General features: G+C 55.4%; 15 protein-coding genes. 5 read left to right on the top strand and 10 right to left on the bottom strand.

The window, feature by feature from the left end; genetic code table 11:
* Positions 1–29 precede the first annotated feature (29 nt).
* Positions 30–599, top strand: a complete 570-nt coding sequence (locus BCV73_RS07800) for a GNAT family N-acetyltransferase (RefSeq protein WP_089546650.1) — start codon at positions 30–32, stop codon at positions 597–599.
* Positions 600–802: 203 nt separating this feature from the next.
* On the top strand, positions 803–1549 hold the full coding sequence (locus BCV73_RS07795; RefSeq protein ID WP_089546649.1) for a hypothetical protein: 747 nt from the start codon (positions 803–805) through the stop codon (positions 1547–1549).
* A gap of 90 nt (positions 1550–1639) precedes the next feature.
* Here the strand turns inward: BCV73_RS07795 and BCV73_RS07790 are convergent, their stop codons facing one another.
* The 5 genes from BCV73_RS07790 to BCV73_RS07770 form a co-directional block, all read right to left on the bottom strand.
* The gene (locus BCV73_RS07790) at positions 1640–2203 is read right to left on the bottom strand and encodes a GNAT family N-acetyltransferase (protein ID WP_089546648.1); all 564 of its coding nucleotides are present in this window, start codon (positions 2201–2203) and stop codon (positions 1640–1642) included.
* Positions 2204–2282: 79 nt separating this feature from the next.
* Positions 2283–4007: a proline--tRNA ligase gene (locus BCV73_RS07785; RefSeq protein WP_089550148.1), complete on the bottom strand. Its 1725-nt coding sequence runs from the start codon at positions 4005–4007 to the stop codon at positions 2283–2285.
* 413 nt (positions 4008–4420) lie between these two features.
* Entirely contained in the window at positions 4421–5089 is a 669-nt protein-coding gene (locus tag BCV73_RS07780; RefSeq protein ID WP_076167690.1) for a class II aldolase/adducin family protein, read from the bottom strand.
* Between the two features lie 200 nt (positions 5090–5289).
* A complete protein-coding gene (locus BCV73_RS07775) occupies positions 5290–6765 on the bottom strand; it encodes a rhamnulokinase (protein WP_256992770.1) in 1476 nt (491 codons plus the stop codon).
* Between the two features lie 48 nt (positions 6766–6813).
* On the bottom strand, positions 6814–8604 hold the full coding sequence (locus BCV73_RS07770; protein ID WP_089546646.1) for an L-fucose isomerase: 1791 nt from the start codon (positions 8602–8604) through the stop codon (positions 6814–6816).
* Between the two features lie 501 nt (positions 8605–9105).
* Here BCV73_RS07770 and BCV73_RS07765 point away from each other — a divergent pair.
* Genes BCV73_RS07765 through BCV73_RS07755 form a run of 3 tightly spaced genes read left to right on the top strand, consistent with a single transcriptional unit; the run spans position 9106 to position 11994 of the window.
* On the top strand, positions 9106–10110 hold the full coding sequence (locus tag BCV73_RS07765; protein ID WP_076167698.1) for a LacI family DNA-binding transcriptional regulator: 1005 nt from the start codon (positions 9106–9108) through the stop codon (positions 10108–10110).
* 37 nt (positions 10111–10147) lie between these two features.
* Positions 10148–11509: a TrkH family potassium uptake protein gene (locus BCV73_RS07760; RefSeq protein ID WP_089546645.1), complete on the top strand. Its 1362-nt coding sequence runs from the start codon at positions 10148–10150 to the stop codon at positions 11507–11509.
* A gap of 59 nt (positions 11510–11568) precedes the next feature.
* Entirely contained in the window at positions 11569–11994 is a 426-nt protein-coding gene (locus tag BCV73_RS07755) for a cytidine deaminase (protein ID WP_089546644.1), read from the top strand.
* 66 nt (positions 11995–12060) lie between these two features.
* Here BCV73_RS07755 and nagE read toward each other — a convergent pair whose 3' ends face one another.
* From nagE to BCV73_RS07730, 5 genes are all read right to left on the bottom strand, one after another.
* A complete protein-coding gene (gene nagE, locus BCV73_RS07750; protein WP_089546643.1) occupies positions 12061–13527 on the bottom strand; it encodes an N-acetylglucosamine-specific PTS transporter subunit IIBC in 1467 nt (488 codons plus the stop codon).
* Between the two features lie 32 nt (positions 13528–13559).
* A complete protein-coding gene (locus tag BCV73_RS07745; protein ID WP_089546642.1) occupies positions 13560–14054 on the bottom strand; it encodes a PTS sugar transporter subunit IIA in 495 nt (164 codons plus the stop codon).
* A 406-nt stretch (positions 14055–14460) separates the two neighbouring features.
* Positions 14461–15660, bottom strand: coding sequence for a GerAB/ArcD/ProY family transporter (locus BCV73_RS07740; protein WP_089546641.1), 1200 nt, complete (start codon positions 15658–15660; stop codon positions 14461–14463).
* Positions 15653–15907, bottom strand: coding sequence for a hypothetical protein (locus BCV73_RS07735; protein WP_076167713.1), 255 nt, complete (start codon positions 15905–15907; stop codon positions 15653–15655). The genes BCV73_RS07740 and BCV73_RS07735 overlap by 8 nt, the downstream gene beginning before the upstream one ends.
* A gap of 10 nt (positions 15908–15917) precedes the next feature.
* On the bottom strand, positions 15918–17135 hold the full coding sequence (locus BCV73_RS07730; protein ID WP_179231922.1) for a Ger(x)C family spore germination protein: 1218 nt from the start codon (positions 17133–17135) through the stop codon (positions 15918–15920).
* Between the last annotated feature and the right edge of the window lie 26 nt (positions 17136–17161).

The raw sequence follows: 17161 nt of genomic DNA, 5'->3' as shown, positions 1-17161 counted from the left end.
ACCGATATTACATTTAAGGAGGGATTGTAATGCTGCTGGATCAGCATGAGGCCATTTATTTAAGAGAGCTGGTGGAAGAGGATGCAGAGGCGCTTTTTACGCTGCGCCGAAATAACCGCGACTTTCTTCAGCCCTTCGAACCGATTCGTCCCGAATCGTTCTGGACGCTGGAAGGACAGGTCAAGGACGTGTGGAACGGCATCACGGGCGCTGAGCTGGATCAGGCTTGTGTACTGGGCATCTTTTTAAAGGAATCGCACCGGCTGATCGGCCGGGTTGCCTTGACGGCATTTGCGCGGGGCGTATTTCAAAACGCCAACATCGGCTACTTTATGGCCCAGGATCAAAACGGAAAAGGCTATATGACCGCGGCCGTCCGCATGAGCGTGGATCATGCGTTTCGAAGCCTCGGGCTGCACCGGGTGCAGGCCGGCGTCATGCCGCGGAACCTGCGGTCGCTGCGCGTTCTGGAAAAAGCAGGCTTCCGCCGGGAAGGCCTTGCGGAGCGGTATTTGCAAATTAACGGCGTGTGGGAGGATCATGTCCTGCTTGCCGTGACGGCGGAAGAATGGCCGGGCCTCGAGCAGGCGGCGGAATAGCGAAGAGCTTAGAAGGAAGGCTTGCGATTTGCCGGACGATCTTGAGTCCTTCGTGAGGCTTTTTCGCGTTTCTTTTGTGCGGCATTTGGGCGGAGACCCTTCCCGTGCTACAATGTTATTACCAGTTACATAGAATGAATAACTACTATACTTTCTGATCTCTTAAAAAACGCAAACACACCAACGGCTGAAAGGTAAACGATATGGAATACTTGTATGAAACAAAAGCGGGCAGCTACGAGGACTACGCCAGCGGCAGGGTACTCTATAATGCCCCCGGCGTGACCTCCTTCCCGGTGCGGCTCGGAAGCGAAATCGTCCAGCGGTGCTTCGGCATCCTGGAGGATCGGGGAATTTCCGGCCCTTATACCCTATACGATCCCTGCTGCGGCGGAGCCTACCTGCTGACCATAACCGGTCTTCTTCACGGAACTAAGGTCCGGCGGATGTATGCCTCGGATGTCGATCCGAACGCCCTGTCCGTCGCGGGCAAAAATTTGGCGCTCCTGACGAAGCAGGGGCTCACCGAACGGGAGCTCCAACTGCGGGAGCTGTACGGAAACTACGGCAAACCTTCGCATAAGGAAGCGCTGGAGAGCTTGGCCCGCCTTGAGTCTGCAGTCTCGGGCCTGACTTTGGACGCAAGCGTCGTTTTTCAGGACAATATTACGGAGCCGCATCACCTGGATCACGTCGATCAGCCGATCCATCTCGTGCTGACCGACCTTCCCTACGGGGATCTCGTCAGCTGGGAAAGCGGCGACGCCGACCCGGTGTCCGCTTTATTTGAGCATATCTATCCGCTGCTCAGCAGCGAAGGTGCGGTCGTCGCGATGATCGCGGACAAAAGCCAGAAGCTAGGGCATGCCAGTTATAAGCGGCTTCAGCATTTCAAGGTCGGCAAGCGGCAGGTGGCGATCTTTGAACCGATCCGGGAAACGAAGGCTTGATGTGCCTGAAATGACCGCTGCCAGTATATAAATGCAGCAAAGGACAGCCCGCCGGCTGTCCTTTTTCTGTTCATTCTTCGTGGGCTGACTTCAGCCCAAATGTTTGACCATATGATAATACACATGGCCGTTAATCATAATGTTTTTATCGGTCTGATATCCGAGCTTCAGGTACAGCGAATGGGCCTTCGTGTTATCCGTGACAACCGCCATGGCGATTTTAGCGTATCCGTATGCACTTGCCCGTTCCTCGGCTGCCCGAATCAGGGACGTGCCGATCCCCCGTCCGCCATACTCCGGCGAGACCGAAAGCGTGTCGATGTAATATTCGTCGAGGTCCGCTTCCTTATCCAGCTGCAAATCCGGGTTCTGCTTCATGGTACGCAGCCTCGCAAGGATGGGCCGGTCCAGCTCCGCCGCCTGATCGCCTCCATATGCCACCACAAGGCCTACCGGACGTTCATCCAGTTCTTTCACCAGCGTCTGATTGTAGCCAAGGCGGCCTTCCTCGGCGGCAAAATAGGCTTCAAGCGCGGCCAGCACGGATTCCTCGCTGTCCTCTCCGGTTAATTGATGCGCAACATCGTGCAGCGCATCGTACAGCAGCCGGGCGGCATGATGCGCGTCTTCTCGTTTTGCGGGTCTGATTGTCATAGCTTCCTCCATCATAGCAATACATAGGGTTAATCTGCCCAGGAAATTCCATTCCTGTGTGCAGGCACAATCCCTTCTATTATAGAGTTTCCCACGACGCGGAACAAATTCCAGCAGCCAGCCGCGCAGCCTCCTGCCACGCTACCTCAGTCCGTCCACCGGCCCTGCGGTCTGTCCACTCGACGACGCCTTCCCCGGCCCGTTTGCCTACGACAATGCGAAGCGGCAGGCCGATCAAGTCGGCATCCTTGAACTTCACACCCGGCCGCTCCTCCCGGTCATCGACGAGGCATTCCACGCCCTGCCGCGCAAGCTCCTTGGCAATCTGGTCCACAACCGCCGCCTGATCCGGATCCTGGGCGGAGACGGGAATCAGATGCACAGAATACGGGGCAATGCCGAGTGGCCAGCACATCCCTTGTTCCGCGGGCGATTGCTCGGCCACTGCCGAAAGGAGGCGGGAAATGCCGATGCCGTAACAGCCCATGATCATCGTCTGCTCCCGGCCGGCTTCGTCCGTATATCCGGCATCGAGAACGCTGCTGTATTTGGTGCCCAGCTTGAAGACGTGGCCTACTTCGATGCCTTTGGCAAAATGCAGCGTCTCCCCGCAGTTCGGACAGCGGTCCCCCTCCTGCACGCTGCGGTAATCGCCAATATGCGCCGGCTGAAAATCCCGGAACGGCACCACGTTCCGCACGTGCGCATGTTCCTCCCCCGCTCCGGCTGCCGCGCCGCCGTGCAGCACGGCATCGCGATCCAAATATACAGGGATATCAAGGCCGACAGGTCCAGCATAACCGTGAGGTGCTCCCGTCACCTTCAGCACCTCCTGCGGGTCGGCGAGTTCAAGCGTCACACACCCAATCGCTGCGGCAAGCTTATTCTCGTTGACTTCATGATCTCCCCGTACGACGGCAGCGACTGGCTTATCGTCAGCCATATAAATCATCGTCTTCAAAATATGTGATGAAGGCACCCCAAGGAAGGCGCTCACTTCTTCGATCGTCCTTGTGTTCGGCGTGGCGACTTTTTCGATTGCGGGAGCTTGGCGTTCCGCTTCATCCGCCGCACGTTCTCCGGCAGCCGCAGCGGCCTTCTCCAGATTGGCCGCATACCCGCAGGCCAGGCAGCTGACGATCGTATCCTCGCCGATTTCCGCGGGCGCCATGAACTCGTGCGTTTCCCCTTCACCGCCGATGGCTCCCGCCTCCGCTTCCACCATGCTGAACTTCAGGCCGCAGCGGGTGAAGATGCGGCGGTAAGCATCCCGGACCGCCTGATAGGTCCGGTCCAGCTCCTCCCAGCTGCGGTCAAACGAATACGCATCCTTCATTAGGAACTCGCGCCCCCGGAGCAATCCGAAGCGCGGACGCCGCTCATCCCGGAACTTCGTCTGGATTTGGTACAGGCGAAGCGGGAGCTTGCGGTACGTATTCACCTCGCTCGCAGCAAGCGCCGTGATGACCTCCTCATGCGTCGGTCCGAGCACAAAATCGCGCTCATGCCTGTCCTGCAGGCGGATCAGCTCCGCCCCGTAGGCCCCGTACCGTCCGGAGCGCTCCCACAGCTCGGCCGGCTGCATCGCCGGCAGGTGCAGCTCCTGGAACCCGGCCTGGTCCATTTCTTCACGGACGATTGTCTGAATCCGGCGCAGCACGCGCCAGCCAAGCGGCAGGTAGCTGTAAATCCCCGCAGCCAGCTGCCGGATAAAGCCCGCCCGGAGCAGCAGCTGGTGGCTTCGCGCTTCCGCTTCGGCAGGCGCTTCGCGCAGCGTTGGGATCAGCAGGGACGTTTGCTTAATAATATAACGGCTCATCGCCGATCAGCCTCCTCGTATCTTTTAATGCAGCACATATTCGCGACAAACACAAACTCAATCTCAAACAACAAAAAACACATCCGTCCTGAAGGGACGAATGTGTTCGTGGTACCACCCTGTATTCAACCGCCGCAAGTACGGCAGTCCTTAATTGGCAACATAACGGGATCACCCGGCCATGAGTACTCGAACCTGCAGATTCTTTCATCACGGCAGCTACAAGACGGGAAGCTCATGTCCGTGCGCGGAAACCTTTCAGCCAGGGGTTTCTTCTCTGGAAAACGCCGGTCCTCATGAACTGTTGCTCTTGATCATCGCTTTGAAAATTTGACAAACCATGGTTTGTTTTTTCCATACTTTACAGGATGATCAAGACCGATGTCAAGAGCCGGATATCACTTCATTTTCTGCAGGAGCTGCACCCGGTAGGCTTCGCTTTCGAGCGACTGAATCTCTTTGTACTCGGCGTCGGTCAGCACTTTCGGCTCGCCCACCGCTTTGGCGGCGAGGTACACCTTCGCGCTTTCCTCCACCACCTCTGTCCGGTAGTACGCTTCGCGCAGATTTTTCCCGGTCGTCACAAGTCCGTGATTTTCGAGCAAAATCGAGTTGTGATCCCCGACTTTCTCCGCGACCGCATTGGCCAGCAGATCGGTCGTCGGCAGCACGTAGGGCACAAAGGCGATGTCGCCAACAAGTGCGGCCTGGTCCGGGAACAGCATCGGCAGCTCCTTCGAGACCAGCGTCAACGCGATGCAGTGGGCCGGATGGGTATGCACGATCGCCTGGATATCCGGATTCACCCGGTAGGCAAACAGATGCATCAGTACCTCTGATGACGGCCGCACCTCTTGATCCAGCACGTTGCCGGAGTCGATCTCCACCCGGATCCACTGCTCCGGCTCAATGTCTTCAAGTGCAAACCCGCTCGGAGACAGCAGCATGATGTTACCCGCTTTCGCGCTAATGTTCCCGCCCGGTCCCACTACCAGCCCTTTGGCTACGGTTTTCCGGGCATACTTGGTCAACTCTTCCCTGACTTGCTGTTCAAGTTGCACAGTCATTTCTCTCCACTCTCCTTTATAGAGGTTGTTCAAAAAGTCCGCTTTTGATCACGAAGTAAATCGGGAAGCTGATTCGGCATCGAATCTTGAATTCAGCCGGGCCTTCCGGTGCTCACGTACCCACACGTACGCTCTGCTCCTCAGTCCCTAGCTTCATCCAATCTTCTCGGTGCTGAAAACCGACCTTTTTGAACACACACTTATACCGTCTCTTGACGTTTAAAAAGCTTCACGTACTGCTGGTAGCGTTCCTCCCACATCGCCGCATCCTCCGGCAGGTAGGTTTCCGGCGGAAAGGATTCAAGAACGACCTGCCGGATCTCGGCAAGGTCCTTCACTTCGCCGTGCGCCAGCGCCTGCATCATCAGATTGCCGATGGCCGTGGCTTCCACCGGCCCGGCAATCACCGGACGGCCGGTAACGTTGGCCGTCAGCTGGCACAGCAGCCGGTTCTGGATGCCGCCGCCGACGATATGAATATGCTCCATCCGCTCTCCGGCGAGCTTCTCGATTTCGTCCAGCGTCTGGCGGTATTGAAGCGCCAGACTTTCGACAATGCAGCGGACGATGGCCGCGCGGGATTCCGGCACCTTCTGCCCGCTGTCCCGGCAGTATTCGCGGATCCGCTGCGGCATACCGCCCGGCGGCAGGAAGACGGCGTCGGCAGCGTCGATATAGCTGCCGTTCTCCGGCGCCGACAGCGCCAGCTCGGTCAGCTCGTCGTACGTGAGCGGCGTGCCTTCCAGCGCCCACGTGCGACGGCACTCCTGCAGCAGCCACAGCCCCATGATGTTCTTGAGCAGCCGGATTTTGCCGCCCGCTCCCCCTTCATTGCTGAAGAGGCTGTCCCGGCTGTAATCGCTGAGCGCCGGCTGATCGAGCTCGATGCCCATCAGCGACCAGGTTCCGGAGCTGATGAAGGCATACGGGGCAGCCCCCGCCGGAACGGACGCCACCGCGGCCGCCGTGTCGTGGCCCGCCGCGGCGATCACCGCCATGTCCGGCACCTGCAGCTCCTCGCGGATGTCCTGCCGCAGCTGTCCCAGCATCGTTCCCGGCATCACGATCTCCGAGAACAGCGATTCCGGAATGGAGAGCGTGTTCAGAATGCCGCTATGCCATGTACGGCTGCGCGGATCGAGCAGTCCGCTCGTGCTGGCAATCGTATATTCATTGGCCATGACGCCAGACAAATAGTAATGGAACAGATCCGGCATCATCAGCATTTTTAACCCGTCCGCCCCATAGCCGGAGCGGACCTTCTCCTCGGCATACAGCTGGTAAATCGTGTTGATCGAGGAGGAGCGGATGCCGGTCATCCGGAACAATTCCTTTTCCGGAATCGCTGAGAACACTTCCGGCATGACCTGCTCTGTCCGCAGGTCCCGATAATGATAAGGGTTGCCGGCCAGTCTCCCCTTGGCATCCACCAAGCCGTAATCAACGCCCCAGGTGTCCACCGCCACCGATACCGGGGCACCGCCCGCCATCCGCCGGGAAGCGTGAATGCCCTGCTTCAGCTCATGGAACAGCCGCAGAAAATCCCAGTGGAAATGGTCCCCGAGACGAACAGGTTCGTTACTGAAACGATGCACCTCGTTAACGGTCAGCGTTCGGCCATTGAATGCACCCGTCACGGCGCGTCCGCTGCTTGCCCCAAAATCCACCGCCAGCATGTGTAAGGATTGCGAACCCATTAGCCTCACCTCGCCCGTAGAAAATGCTTACTTGTACAGCGGTCCGAAGTTTTGGCAGGCCCGGAAGTCCGCTCCCTCCGGATCGCTTGTTCCGAACAGCCCCCAGGCTCTCGGACGGAATACCTGCTCTTCCGAAACGTTGTGCATGCTCACCGGAATGCGCAGGATCGAAGCCAGTGTGATCAGGTCCGCGCCGATATGTCCGTAGCTGATCGCACCGTGGTTGGCTCCCCAGTGATCCATCACGGAATACACGTCTTTGAACGCTCCCTCGCCCGTCAGGTTCGGGGCAAACCATGTGGTCGGCCACGTCGGGTCGGTCCGCTGATCCAGCTTGTCATGCACTTCCTCAGGCAGGTCGACCGTATATCCTTCGGCAATTTGCAGGACAGGACCAAGCCCTTTGACCAGGTTCAGTCTGGACATCGTTACCGGCATGCCGCCGCGCGTCAGGAAGTCGGACGAGAAGCCGCCCCCGCGGAAATATTCCACCGCCGCCGGGCGCCAAGACGTGGCTTTGAGGCAGTTGTCCGCGTCCTCCTGCGTAATTTCCCAGAACGGCTTCAAGGCAGGCTTGCCGTCCTTCATCTGCTCCCCGGTACCATCCAGCGCCGCCGGTCCGGAGTTAATCAAATGCAAGAGACCGTTCGCCGCGGCTCCGTCGAGCTCATGACCGGTCACCCGCTTCACCGCGTCGGGACTCCAGTATGTACGGACGTCGGCAAAGATTTGCGCGGTATTGGTCAGCATGTATCCGAAGAGCATCGATACGCCGTTCAGGCTGTCATTTTCGGTGGCCACCAAATAAGGCGCCCGGATGCCGTTCCAGTCGAACGAGGAATTCAGTATCGCTTCATGGAAGTCACCGTTCGGGAAGTGGTCTGTCCACTGCCGCTGTCCCTGGAAGCCGGACACGATCGCGTGATGGCCCATGGCCTCTTCTTCAAAGCCAAGCTTAGCCAGACGCGGATTGCCCACCATCAGGTCGCGTACGATCTGCGTCATTTTGACAACCGTCTCCCAGTCCTTATCCTTCTTCTCACGCGAAGTCCGGATCGCTTCAGGATTGTTGTCAGGCCCTTCATTGCAGTTCTCCTTCACCCAAGCCATGGCGAGCTTGAACTCTTCCGGATCGTAAATCTCCTCTTCGATCCGCCGCGTAATCTCCGACATGTCCACGTACTCGTTGCGCATGCCCAAATATTCCTGGAAGAAGTCCGGATCGATCATCGAGCCGGCGATGCCCATCGACACCGAGCCGATGGCCAGGTAAGATTTGCCCTTCATCGTTGCAGCAGCCAGACCGGCTCTCGCAAAACGCAGCAGCTTCTCCTGCACGTCGGCAGGAATCGAAGGATCGTTCAGATCCTGCACGTCACGCCCGTAAATGCCGAACGCCGGAAGTCCCTTCTGCGCATGGGCAGACAATACGGCGGCCAAATAGACCGCTCCCGGTCTTTCCGTACCGTTGAATCCCCATACCGCCTTCGGAATCGAAGGATCCATGTCCATCGTTTCCGTACCGTAGCACCAGCACGGCGTCACGGTGATGGATACGCCTACGCCGGCTTTGGCGAATTTGTCGGCGCAAGCCGCCGCTTCCGCCACGCCTCCGATGCAGGTGTCCGCAATGACGCATTCCACCGGAGAACCGTCAGGGTAGCGAAGCTGTTCGCCCAGAAAAGCAGCGACCGACTTCGCCAGATTCATCGTCATATCCTCCAGGGACTCCCGAACCCCCTTCCGTCTGCCGTCGATCGTCGGCCGGATGCCGATCTTGGGGAAGCCGTGCTTCCATCTTTCGTTCTGGTTGGACATCGTTTGTTTCCTCCTCAGCTTTTCTTATGATTTTTCATTGCTTACGATTGGGGTTACCGGTAACCCTAAAACAAAAAAATATACAGCCTTCCAATCCGTCGTTCCTATGAAAAACGTCAAACGGCATGCATTTTGGGAATACAGAACAAGCCTGAAGGAAAGGGACATGGATCGATCGGAGCACCGTCACTAAACCGAAACACGTGCTGATCTCTTCAAAAAAAGAAGGCTGCTTTCCTGAAATTTCAACGCTGCTGCTCTATATAACATACCGGTCCCGCTGCCTCGTCCGCTCTTTAGATCGTCCTAAGCTCCAGGTACAAAACGCCTTGCATGATTGCTTGAATTGGATCTGCTGCAATGATGCTGGGTCAAATGCTTAAAAAAATGTATAATGAGTTATCGGTAACTTTAAAATAACAATGAAAGCGATTACTGTCAATCCGTATTTTCTTTTATCCGGGCGGTTCTGATAGAATATACAGCAAAGAGGGGTTTACATTGGTAACAATTTACGATATAGCGCAAAAGGCCAACGTCTCGGCCATGACGGTCTCCAAGGTCATCAACAACACCGGGCGGATCAGTGAGGAGACACGCCGCAAAGTCAAAAAAGTGATGGAAGAACTTAATTACATACCGAATTCAAATGCCCGGAGCCTTGTCCTGCAGCAGACCCAAATTCTGTCCCTGCTCATCACGGACATCACCAACCCGTTCTATACGAGCCTGGCCCGCGGTGCCGAAGACGGTGCCAAACAGTACGGCTACCGCCTTCTGTTCGGCAACAGTGACGAGGATTACGCGAAGGAAAAGGATTATGTCGACATGATCCTGTCCACGCGGGTCGATGGCGTGCTGTTTGCTCCTGCAGGGGACCTGTCGCTGAAAAATCTCGAGAAGCTGCGGGCTCACAACATCCCGTTCGTCATTATGGACCGGGCGGTGCCCGGAATCGAGTCGGATATGATCTGCGGAGACAGCAAGGAAGGCGCCCGGAAGCTTGTCGATTACCTGATCGGGCTGGGCCATCGCCGCATCGCGCTTGTCAACGGCTCCCTCGACGTCTCTACGGCCCGGCTCCGTTATGAGGGATACGCGGAGGCGTTGGCCCTTCAGGGCATCCCGTTGGATGAGACGCTCATCATCCACCAGAACTACCGCGATTACCATGCGGATGATCATCTGGAGCAGCTGCTCGAGCAGCCTTCTCCTCCGACCGCGATTTTTGCGGCCAACAACGTATTGGCGGTCGGTGTAATCCGGGATCTGCGTGAGCGCGGCATCCGGGTGCCGGAGGACATCTCCGTCGTTTGCTTTGACGACCTCGATCTCTCGTCGGCGCTGGACCCCTTTCTGACGGTGGCGGCACAGCCGGCTTACCAGTTTGGCGCCATGGGCATCCAGCTGCTGGTGGAGCGGATTCGGGGCAGCTCGGTTCCGGAGTCCCGCAAGGTAATTTTGCCGTCGGAGCTGGTGATCCGCTCGTCTGCCAAACCTATCTAAGTCACAGCAAGAGGTGAGTTTCATTTTACAAAAAAGCATGACCCGGGGGCATTGGTCCAAACGGCTGCTCACGCCCCCTAAAATTCTGGTGTTCGGGTTTCTGATCATGATCGCTGCCGGGGCCCTGCTTCTGACGCTGCCGGCAGCCTCGGCTACCGGCATCTCGATCGGGCCCCTGAACGCGCTGTTCACGGCAACTTCAGCCGCCTGCGTGACCGGCCTTACAGTCGTCGACACGGGAACGGCTTTTTCCGTGTTCGGACAAACCGTTATTCTGCTATTGGTCCAAGTCGGCGGCACCGGCTTCATGACGATGGCAACGCTGATCGCGCTCGTGCTGAACAAGCGGATTTCGCTGAGAGAGCGCCTGGTTTTGCAGGAAGCGCTGAACCACGGCACCATCGACGGCGTTGTCCGGCTGGTCAAGAAGGTTATTCTGTATTCCCTGCTGATCGAAGTAGCGGGGGCACTGCTGCTTGCGGTCCATTATGTCTTCTCCCTTTCTCTGCCGCTGGGCAAGGCCGTCTATTTCGGTGTCTATCACAGCATCTCGCTGTTTAACAACGCCGGATTCGATTTGATGGGAAGCGTGCAGGGACCGTTCAGCGGTATGGCCTCCTTCGTGAGCGACCCGTTTATGAATATCGTCCTGATGGCACTTATTTTTCTGGGTGGGATCGGCTTTATCGTGCTGTCAGACCTGTTGGAATACCCGAAGGTCCGCAAAATTTCACTGCACAGCAAGGTTGTGCTCAGCGCGACCGCAGTGCTTGTCTTCGTCGGCGGCCTCATCATTTTCCTGATGGAGGTCAACAATCCGCGAACGTTGGGTCCGCTTAATACAGGCGGCAAGATTTGGGCTTCGCTGTTCCAATCGGTGACGACCCGCTCCGGCGGTGTCAATACGGTCGATATCGGCGGCCTTCACCAGTCAACGCAGTTCTTCATGATCCTGTTGATGTTCATCGGCGCAGCTCCCGGCTCGACCGGAGGCGGGATCAAAATTACGACGTTTGTGCTGCTCCTCGGTGCCGTGCATGCGATGATCCGCGGTCGGGAGGATGTCGTCCTGTTCCGCAAACGGATCGCCAAGGATGTCGTGTACAAAGCCATCACGCTGACGCTCCTTTCCATCCTGCTGATCATCCTGTTTGCCATGCTGCTGTCGGTGACGGAAGACCATGATTTTATGTCAATCCTGTTTGAATCGGCTTCGGCCTTCGGCACGACAGGCATCTCCATGGGACTGACCACCGAGCTCAGCCCCTTCGGCAAGGTATGGGTGATCTGCCTGATGTACCTGGGCCGATTGGGTCCGCTTACCCTTGCGTACGCGCTGACCCGGGACAACAAGAAGGAGCCGTACAATCATCCGGAAGGGAAAATCATTATCGGTTAAACCCGTTGGGGGTCTCAACTTATGCTGGGATTGCAATTTTTTGAAATGAGGCTGTCAATATGAGTATTGAGCAACAAATGTATGATGAAGTTATTGAACTTATCGGAAAAAGGTATCCGACAGGCTGGGGCGGCGCTGCAGCCGTCCGGCTTATAGACGGAACGATCCTCACCAGCGTGGCTCCCGAAGTCATCAACGACTCCACTCATCTGTGTATGGAGACGGGAGCTATATTGGAAGCCCACAAGCTGAACAAGAAGGTAACGCATTCCATCTGCTTGGCACGGGATGACGAGATGTCGCCGTACAAGGTGCTCTCTCCTTGCGGGGTGTGCCAGGAACGTTTATTTTATTGGGGTCCAGACGTGAAATGCGCCGTCACGGTCCCAGGCGGCGAGCTCGTCTTCAAAACGTTGGCGGAAATTCAGCCGTATCACTGGAGCACTGCTTATGACGATCTGAAAGAAAAATGGACGACGTCCTGATGCACTGCCGAATGCCAAAAGAGGCTCCCCTTCATGGGGAGCCTCTTTGTCATACCGCCGACGTCATTACATCAGCTTCTGAATTTCATCCTTCAGCACCTCGGACTGCGGTCCGAACACCACCTGGACGGCGCCTTTGCCGAGCCGCATGACGCCGGAAGCGCCGAGCTGCTTCAGTCCCTGATCGTTGACGACCGACTCGTCTTTGACGACAAGACGCAGACGGGTAATGCATGCATCGATACTCTCGATGTTGTCCGTGCCCCCGATATTTGCGAGCACTCTGGCTGCCTTGCTGTCCGATGCCGCAACGCCCGCATCTGCTGCGCCGCCTTCTATTGCTTCGTCCGCCACCTGAACATCATCCTCCCGACCCGGCGTTTTCAGGTTGAGCTTCACGATCATCACCCGGAACAGGACGTAGTACACGACCGCGAAGACCAGACCTACCGGAATGAGCAGCAGCGGCTTGGTGGACAGCGGATAGTTCAGCGCATAGTCGATAAATCCGGCCGAGAATCCGAAGCCGAGCTTCACGCCCAGCGCATACATCACGTAACCGGCCACCCCCGCCAGCACTGCATGTATACCATATAGTACAGGAGCGACGAACATGAATGCAAATTCAAGCGGTTCCGTGATCCCTGTCAGGAATGAAGCGACTGCGGCACCGATAAAGATCGAAGCCACCGCCTTGCGCTTCTCCTTCTTGGCGGTATGGATAATAGCTAGTGCCGCTGCCGGCAGGCCGAACATCATAATCGGGAAGAAGCCGGTCATGAACATGCCCGCGGATTTGTCTCCCGCAAAGAACCGGTACAGGTCGCCGTGAACGACCTTACCTGCCGCGTCGGTATAATCCCCGATCTGGAACCAGACGATCGAGTTGATAATATGGTGCAGGCCGAACGGAACGAGCAGGCGGTTTGCGATCAAATATACCGCGCTGCCGATTCCTCCGAGGCTGACGATCCAGCGGCCGAACGTATCCAGCACGTCCTGGATAGGCCCCCAGATGAGGCCGAGAACGATGCCGACGAATACCATCGTGACAGACGTAATAATCGGCACAAAGCGTTTGCCGCCGAAAAATCCGAGCCAGTCCGGCAGCTTGATTTTATGAAAACGGTTGTATAAAAAGGCGGAAATCAGACCGACGATGATGCCCCCGAGAACCCCTGTGTTAAGCTCCGCGCCTTTATCCATAACAGTCGTAAACGCAAGCGGTACCTTAACCAGCACCTTTAAGAGAATAATGTGGCCGATGACGGCAGAGAGCGCAGCGACAGCGTCACCCGTCAATCCGATAGCCACCCCGACGGCAAAGATGAGCGGCAGGTTATCGAAGATCGTCGATCCGCCGGCATCCAGAAACGGTGCAATGTAGTGGTTCAGGAACCATCCCACCTGGTTGCCCAGGTGGAAGTCCTTAATATAGTCGATGTTGCCAAAACGCATCAGAATCGCCGCCGCCGGCAGCGTCGCCACCGGAAGCATCAGCGATTTCCCGATTTTTTGCAGAAATGCTAGCATGTTCTGTCATCCCCTTCTCGTCGAAAGTAGCTTTAGGATTTAAGCGTAACGCTCAGGATATCGGTCTGTCCGGCGGTTACCGCCCCCAGCTTCGTTTCCATCTGCTCCACTTTATCTTCGCTGTTCGTGATAATGACTGGCGTTACGGTCGGCAGACCTGCCGCGCGAATTGCCTCGATGTCGAATTCGATCAGCGCTTGCCCCGCCTTCACTTTATCTCCCGTATTGACATGGCTTGTAAATCCGCTGCCTTTCAGGCCTACTGTGTTAATGCCGATATGAAACAGGAACTGCAGGCCGTTCTCATGCTCTACAATGACCGCATGCTTGGACTTGATCACGTGAGCCACGACGCCGTCAAACGGAGCGATCAGCTTGCCGTCGGCAGGCTCAATGGCGAGCCCTCTGCCCATATGTCCGCCTGCAAAAGCTTCATCCGGGACCTGATCAAGCGGTACTGCCGTACCCGTAAGCGGGGACGTAATCTCTAACGTTTGCTGCTTTTTGGATTTCCATTTTGAAAACATGAATATTCCTCCTTGACGAAATCTGCGTGAATCTCCGATCGGTTGTCATCATCCGGGCTATGAAAAAAGGATCTTTTCCATTATGTCCAGGAACGGATGAACTATGTGGAACCTGGTATATGCTTGCGGTTGGAAGCTGCCTGAGAACATAACCTTTGAAACGGAAGCGATTTCAAAACGTTGGGAGCTCCCTTCAATGCCACACACTCCTCCCCAAAAGACCAACAAAAAAAGCCAAGAATAGACTCCACGCAGGAATCGATTCTTGGCTCATGCCCAATATTAAGGTAACACGCCAATTTCAAGTATTCACTTATGTGCCTATATTAAAACAAGATACAGCGATACGTCAATAGCCAATCTATTCAATTTTGTATCCTGGTCGATAAGCCCTTATTCTGGATTGTTACTCAGGCTGTGGATATGGCTGCGACTGCGACTGCATCTGTGACTGAGGCTGCGACTGCGACTGTGATTGCGGTTGTGACTGTGACTGCGGCGGTGTCTGCGCTTCCGAACCTTGCTTATTCCGGCTGCGGAAATTCCCAACGATCAGCAGCGCTGCCGGTATAACGAATCCCGGGAACACCGCCATCATCGGGTAAACGATTCCGGACCATTCCAGCTCCGCCGTATTCCGAAGAACCCAAAGGGACAACGGCAGCAGCAAAAAGAAAAAGGGAATCACCAAGCTCTTGTAATTAATTACGTCAAAGCACTGCACGGTTGTAATCACGGTACCATAGAAGCAAATCAGAAGCTTCATGAACGATGTAATCAGCCAGATAATGCCCACAATGACCTCTGCCCGTTCCAACACCCGCTCAATCCGGATCTCGCGTGCCACGTCATAGACAGCATAAGGGGATCGGGCCGTCATGTCCACGCCAAGCACCATGATCGTGATTACGCTGAGCAGTGCGCCGGAGATCAGAGTCCCCACGCTGGTGACATAAAAATATTTTTTTATTTTTTGCTGGTTTTGTACAAACGGGATCAACAGGAGGCAGATGGAAATTTCCAGCGAAGGGAAACCTAGCAGTGGATAACCCGCCTTAATCGCCGGGATTACCCCTTCGGGAAACATCGGAAACAGCTCGCCCGGATGCATTTTAGGGATCAAGAGCAGCGCGGTAATGACAAAAACGCCCATCGCCCACGGATACAAAATTTCCCCCGTCCTTCCAATGACTTCAATCCCTAAATAGCAGCCGTAAAGCACCGGGATTAAGATAACCACCATATTAACAACCAGCGGCGTTTGAGGGAGTACGACCGAGCCGATAAAATTGCCGATATTCCGTGCCACATAGGCGGTCAAAATCAAAAAATAAAACATATATACGACTGCTATGGCCGAACCGAACCACTTACCCGTCAGTATGCGGCCGTACTCGATAATCGTCTGTTTTGGATACCGAAAACCGAGTTTCATATAGAGCGTAATGAGACCGAGCTGAATGATTCCAACAATGATGACGCTGAACCAGGCGTCTTGTCCGGCAATGGACACCAGCATATGGGGCTGAACGAGCGCGGCCGTGCCGATAATATACAAATACATCATCAAAGCAAACTGCAGAGCCGAAATTTTGCCCTTATCCATGGATCACCTTGCCCTCCGACACCCATTGCATAACCGGCTTGGCGATAGGTCCGAAAACATGGCCCATCACGATCACAAAAGACGGCAGCGGGATGTCCATGATCAGCATGATATACAAAAACCCACCGAACAGCATGATCGTCGTTGAAATCCATAGTTCCTTTTTTGACGCCTTCCGCCTGAGCGCAATAAAATTCAAGATCACAGCTGCAAAGGTTGCTGCGGTAATGATATAATCGGGACCCATAAGAAACACCTCACTTCATATTTTGCAGATAGGATTGATTGCGGACTCCCGTCGAATAGATCTCCACATCGGCACTTACGACCGTCCGGATTTCGGGGAACAGCGTGTCCCATTCTTTCTTATTGGCTTTCCAGTATGACGGGCTGGCCTTATATACCAGGTTCCCATATCCCAGAGCATCACTGTCCAGTTCATGCTGAAGGGTCGAAATGGTGCCGTTCACCATCTTGATAACCTGCTGTTCGGCTTCTTTTTCCAGCCAGCTGATCGTTTCCTTTTTATCCACCTTGACTTTGTGGCTGTTCACATCAAACACATTCGCCTTCTGCTTGATATGGATGACGACTTCAGGCTTGCCCCGGCTGAACCGGGCTTTCACCGAGGCCTTGCTGTGAAGGATCGCGACATGTACCTTTCCGTCCTCAACGGGAATCGGCACGACAAGCCGCTGCACTTTATTTTTGATGATGGCAAGCCCCTTGGATTCGCTTTGGTTTAAATAACCCACGAGCTTTCCGTTTTTGAACACAGCCATATTTCCGATTCTCAAATAGCCGTCAGGTGAAATCTTCTCTACATTTTCCTTCGTTCCCGCCTTTTCAGGATCACCGACAAACTCAACGCTGCCGGTGACGGCCATTGCCATGGGATTGTCCAATGTGAGAATAAAATCCTTCATACTGACGGGATAGGCTGCGCTGGCCCGCTTATTGTAGCTTTCTAGCGTTTTGTACATTTGCTTCACCGGCAATTTCTCCATGTTCGTCAAAGTTTCCAATACTTGGGCCGCTGTCCCGTGTTTCGCGACAAGCATAGAAAAATCGATCCGGATTTCCGGGTCCCGGTCAATCAAATCGAATAAATCAAAAACCCCTTTTTTGGCCAAATCTTCACCGATAATCATCATTTGGTTGTGGGCGAAATAAAAGCGGCGCGGTGCGACATTGTCCATATTCTGCAATGCGTCCAGCATAGTTTTTCCCCTTCCGATATATTTCGTCACCGGAATGCCGCTGGTTCCACCGCCTCCGCCCGGACTGCTCTCCGAAGCCTGGCTAGGCACCACCACCTGCAGAGTCACGAGTATGTTATCCGGATTGTCGGGATCTTCGTCCAGTCCAATGCCCAAAACGATGGAGAGCTGGTCCAGAAACTTAATATCCCAGCAGCCTGACAGGGACAGCAAGAGCACCAGACATATAGTGATATGGCAGATCCGTTGAAACATATCAGCGCTCTCTCCCTTCATGGCCA

This window comes from Paenibacillus sp. SSG-1, assembly GCF_002224835.1.
Taxonomy (GTDB): domain Bacteria; phylum Bacillota; class Bacilli; order Paenibacillales; family Paenibacillaceae; genus Paenibacillus_AQ; species Paenibacillus_AQ favisporus.
This window is presented reverse-complemented; position numbering and strand designations above follow the sequence as displayed.